This is a genomic window from Mesorhizobium sp. M0296 (assembly GCF_040321675.1).
Lineage (GTDB): Bacteria > Pseudomonadota > Alphaproteobacteria > Rhizobiales > Rhizobiaceae > Mesorhizobium.
The window spans coordinates 1-4,527 of sequence record NZ_JAMYRZ010000091.1; the positions used below are offsets into that span (position 1 = coordinate 1).

A 4,527-nucleotide genomic window follows, 5' to 3' on the forward strand; every position below is an offset into this window, starting at 1 on the left:
TGACGCAACACGCGGCATCGGCGATCGACCGGACCATTCGACGCTATCTGTTCGGCGGCCTCGCGGTCTGCATGCTCCTGGTTGGTGGGGCGGGAAGCCTGGCCGCGGTCACGGAGCTTTCTGGAGCCGTCATTGCTTCGGGAAGGCTGGTCGTCGATTCCAGCGTTAAAAAGGTGCAGCATCCAACGGGTGGCGTGGTCGGTCAGATCCTCGTGCGAGAAGGCGACGCCGTGAAGGCGGGCCAGGTTTTGATCCGTCTCGATGAAACCGTGACCCGGGCCGATTTAGCCATGGTCACCAAGAGCTTGGACGAATTCGAGGCCCGTCTGGCCCGCCTCGAAGCCGAGCGCGATGGCACTGACACCATCGCCTTCCCATCTTCGCTGACGTCGCGGCAGGACGATCCTGAGATCCGGCGTGCGATGGCCGGCGAGCAGTCCTTGTTCGAATTTCGTCGCCAGGCACGCGCTGGCCAGAAGGCTCAGTTGAGAGAGCGCATTGCTCAGCTCACCGAAGAAGTCGCCGGCTTGACCGAGCAAAGGAATGCTAAAAGCCAGGAAATTAAATTGATCGGGCTTGAGCTCGACGGAATGCGCAGACTCTGGGAACGCAAGCTGGTTTCAATCGATCGCATAACGACGCTTGAGCGTGATGCAGTCCGGCTTGAAGGCGAGCATGGGAAGCTGACTGCGTCCATGGCGCAATCGAAGGGTCAAACATCCGAAATCCGCTTGCAGATCATTCAGATCGACCAGGATTTGCGCAGCGAGGTGGCAACCGAGCTTCGTGACGTCCAGGCAAAGCTCTCGGAGTTGGTCGAGCAAAAGGTCTCGGCCGAGGATCAGCTCAAGCGTATCGATATACGCAGCCCACAGACTGGCGTCGTCCATCAGCTCGGCGTTCACACGGTCGGTGGCGTCATATCTGCGGGAGAGCTCATCATGCAGATTGTCCCTGTCACAGACGATCTGACCGTCGAAGCACGTGTGGCTCCGCAGGACATCGATCAGCTGATGCCAAGACAGAGCGCAACCTTGCGACTTTCGGCCTTCAACCAGCGGACAACGCCAGAGCTAAATGGTGTAGTCAGTGAAATCTCCCCCGATCTCAGCATCGATGAGCGAAGCGGCACCAGCTTCTATACTGTGCGTGTCAGCCTGCCACGTGCAGAGCTGACGAGGCTGAAGGGCCTGACCTTGTCGCCCGGTATGCCTGTCGAGGTGTTCTTCTCGACCGGCAGCCGCACAATGCTGTCTTACCTCGTAAAACCTTTGGACGATCAAATCCGTCGGGCATTCAGGGAGGATTGAGTTCGCGTGACGGACTCGGCCATCACCCACGGTGAAATAGTTGGCGCATTCCTTTGATCTGAGAGCATCGTGCATTTCGCCAATGGCGCTGCAGACGGCGTCGATGGTGCATCTGGCGGCCTTTCTCAACAGGTGCTTGAGCTTGGCAAAGACCATCTCGATCGGATTCAGGTCTGGCGAGCATTTCCGGCAGGAAGAAGAGCTTGGCGCCGGCTTTGCCGAGGGCGTGCCGGACGGCCTTGCCCCTCATGTCCTCGTGTGAAGAATTGTCGTTGACGACGATGTCGCCCGGCTTGAGGGTGGGCAAGAGCACCTTCTCGACATACAGCCGGAAACCATTGATCGGCCCGTCGAAGAGCATGGGGCGGCGACCGCGCCGACGCGCCACGTCGGGCCGATCTTGCGCGCGCGCGCCGGATGATGACGAACGCTATCGACATCTTCTCGCCGGCGGCGCTCCGAATTGAGCTGGGTGGCTTACCATAGCTGCAGTCATAAGAAACGCGACGGCCTCTCCGCTCGTTGATTGCTTTTCGATCGAGCCGCCGTCATGCCCTCCACCTCGATAGGCAAAACAGAATACGATCCCGACAGTAAAATCCTCTCGGTCTGATTCGTAGCCAGCGGCAAACTGCACGAGTTTGAGGCCGTACCGCCGAAAACCTTTGCCGAATTCAAAGCCGCTTTCGCCAAGGGGCGCTACTTTAACGACCATATCCGAAACCATCCGGTACCGTCTGGTGGCGAGCGATAGCACCCAGGATGACCCGACCTGCCGGTGACCGAATTTATCCTTGTCGCTCCAACCGTCGGTTGGTGGACGCATTGCCGGTGATACGCCTAAGGTTCCCGAACGGTCCGACGCACCGGGCAAGCCCAACCCGCATCCCCCCGCCTGGTGCAAAGGCGCTCGATCGGTCCCGCCGTCCTGGCATGTGCGGCGGGACTTTTTGTGATCGACCTTGGAACACCGCCTCGCGGTGAAGGTCCAACTTCCCCTCACACGATTGCTGTCGGGCGAATTGAGAAACTGACCCCCTGACGAAATGAAGAACTGACCCTCTCGGTTATGAGAGGAGGCATGGATGACGATTGGGATTTCGGCGATTCCTGCATTGTCGAGAACGATGCAGGGAGAGGAGATGCTTCAGCCTGAAGAGGTGGCAGCGATGGTGCGGCTGCATGAGCTTGGCTGGGGAGCGAAGCGGCTGGCGAAGGAGTTCGGGTGCGCGCGCAACACGGTGCGTCGGTATCTGCGCGAAGGCGGGACTGTTCCGTTTCGCAAGCCTGTGCGGCGGAGCGCGTTTGACGGGCTAGACGATTGGCTGCGAGAGCGCTTCTTCCGCCATGATGGCAACGCCGATGTGGTGCGCCAGGAACTGGAGAGCGAACATGGGATCGTCATAGGGCTTCGGTCGGTGGAGCTTCGGGTGCAGGGTTGGCGTCGGGAGTTGAGGGTCCAGAAGCGCGCGACGGTTCGGTTTGAGACGGCGCCGGGACATCAGATGCAGATCGACTTTGGCGACACGCGGGCGTGGATCGGCGGCGAGCGTGTTCGGGTGCACCTGTTTGTGGCAACGCTGGGTTACTCGCGTCGCCTGCATATCCGTCCCTCGCTTCGGGAGCGCCAGGCGGACTGGTTCGAGGGGATGGAAGGAGCCTTCCTTCGCTTCGGCGGGGTTCCAACGGAAGTGCTGTTCGACAATCCGAAGGCGCTGGTCGAACATCACGATGCGGCGACGCGGGAGGTGCGGTTCAATGTGCGGCTGCACGCCTTTGCCCGCTATTGGGGATTTACGCCACGGGCTTGTGCGCCTTATCGGGCACGTACCAAGGGGAAGGACGAACGCGGGGTCGGCTATGTCAAGCGCAATGCGATTGCCGGCCGCCGGTTCGAGAACTGGGCGGCGTTCGAGGCGCATCTGGACCGGTGGACACGCGAGATTGCCGATCAGCGTGTGCATGGCACGACCGGCGTGGCTCCTGCGGAGCGCTTTGCCGAAGAAGCCATGGCGCTTCGCCCTCTGGGCGGACGGGCACCGTTTGGGCAGCTGCGGGATCTCGTGCGCAAGGTCCAGGCCGACTGCGCAATCGACCTGGACACGAACAGTTACTCAGTCCCCTGGCGGCTGATCGGGGAGAGCGTCCAGGTCGTGGTGCTGGGCGGTCGCGTTATCGTGCGTCATGCGGGCGAGGTGGTGGCGGATCATGCTTTGTGCCGCGGACGTCGCCAACGGATTGTCGAGCGCGCGCATCTTGCCGGCGTGGTCGGCGCTGCTGCGCCGGTGCGATCGGCGCCGGCGGATATCGTTGCGCCTTCCGCTCTGTTGCGGCCACTGGCCGAATATGAGGCACTGGTGGGAGGCAGCTGGTGATGACGGCGGTCGATCACGAGATGCTGGTGGCTCAGCTCGACCGGCTGAAGCTGACCGCGATCCGGGACCAGCTCGACACGCTGCTGGACGAAGCGGCGCGTTCGCAAATGACCTTGCGCGAGGCTTTGGCCTTCCTCGTGACGCGCGAGATCGCGCGGCGCGACGAGCGGCGCATCTCCATGGCAGGCAAGATCGCGCAGTTCCCGTTTGTGCGCGAACTCGATGGCTTCGACTTCGACGCGCAGCCGTCGCTGGATCAGCGCCAAGTCCGGGAACTGGCGACCTGCCGCTGGATTGCCCATGGCGACACGGTCCTGTTCCTTGGACCTCCGGGTACGGGCAAAACACATCTGGCGGTGGCTCTCGGGCGCGAGGCGATCCGGCAGAACCATAGCGTCCAGTTCGTCACAGCGGCCACGCTCGTGGCGATGCTGGCCAAGGCCCATGACGACGGTTCGCTCGAAAAGCAACTGACGACCCTGTCGCGGCCGAAACTGCTGATCATCGACGAGCTCGGCTATCTCCCGTTCGAAGCCAATGCCGCACATCTGTTCTTCCAGCTGGTGTCGCGGCGTTATGAGCGGGGATCGATCCTGATCACCTCCAACCGCTCGGTGGGCGAATGGGGCAGCGTGTTTGGCGATCCCGTGGTGGCAACGGCGATCCTTGATCGCCTGCTTCATCATTCGACAGTGATAACCATCCGTGGCGACAGCTACCGGCTTCGCGAAAAGCGGGGTTTAGGGCCAATTGAGAAACGCCGGACACCCCGACGCCCCCACCCCCACCGAAAAAAAAAAAGGGGGGGAAAAATTAAGTGGCCCACGGGGGGGAAAACACCC

General features: G+C 61.5%; 4 protein-coding genes and 1 pseudogene. 4 read left to right on the forward strand and 1 reads right to left on the reverse strand.

What is annotated here, in order from left to right:
- On the forward strand, nucleotides 1-1,310 hold a 1,310-nt coding region (locus tag NKI97_RS35220; RefSeq protein ID WP_502907146.1), incomplete at its 5' end, for an HlyD family type I secretion periplasmic adaptor subunit.
- Nucleotides 1,311-1,343: 33 nt separating this feature from the next.
- Here the strand turns inward: NKI97_RS35220 and NKI97_RS35225 are convergent.
- A pseudogene (locus NKI97_RS35225) lies at nucleotides 1,344-1,674 on the reverse strand (transposase); the annotation flags it as partial.
- Between the two features lie 267 nt (nucleotides 1,675-1,941).
- Here NKI97_RS35225 and NKI97_RS35230 point away from each other — a divergent pair.
- From NKI97_RS35230 to istB, 3 genes are all read left to right on the forward strand, one after another.
- Nucleotides 1,942-2,064, forward strand: coding sequence for a KTSC domain-containing protein (locus NKI97_RS35230; RefSeq protein WP_352648747.1), 123 nt, complete (start codon nucleotides 1,942-1,944; stop codon nucleotides 2,062-2,064).
- Between the two features lie 331 nt (nucleotides 2,065-2,395).
- Entirely contained in the window at nucleotides 2,396-3,685 is a 1,290-nt protein-coding gene (istA, locus tag NKI97_RS35235) for an IS21 family transposase (protein ID WP_352838588.1), read from the forward strand.
- The coding region (gene istB, locus NKI97_RS35240) for an IS21-like element helper ATPase IstB (RefSeq protein WP_352838589.1) at nucleotides 3,685-4,527 on the forward strand (843 nt) is incomplete at its 3' end. The genes istA and istB, both read left to right, overlap by 1 nt.

Bases quoted from the DNA above. Each gene is read 5' to 3' on its own strand.
- istA (WP_352838588.1), top strand. From the start codon at position 2,396: ATGACGATTGGGATTTCGGCGATTCCTGCATTGTCGAGAACGATGCAG.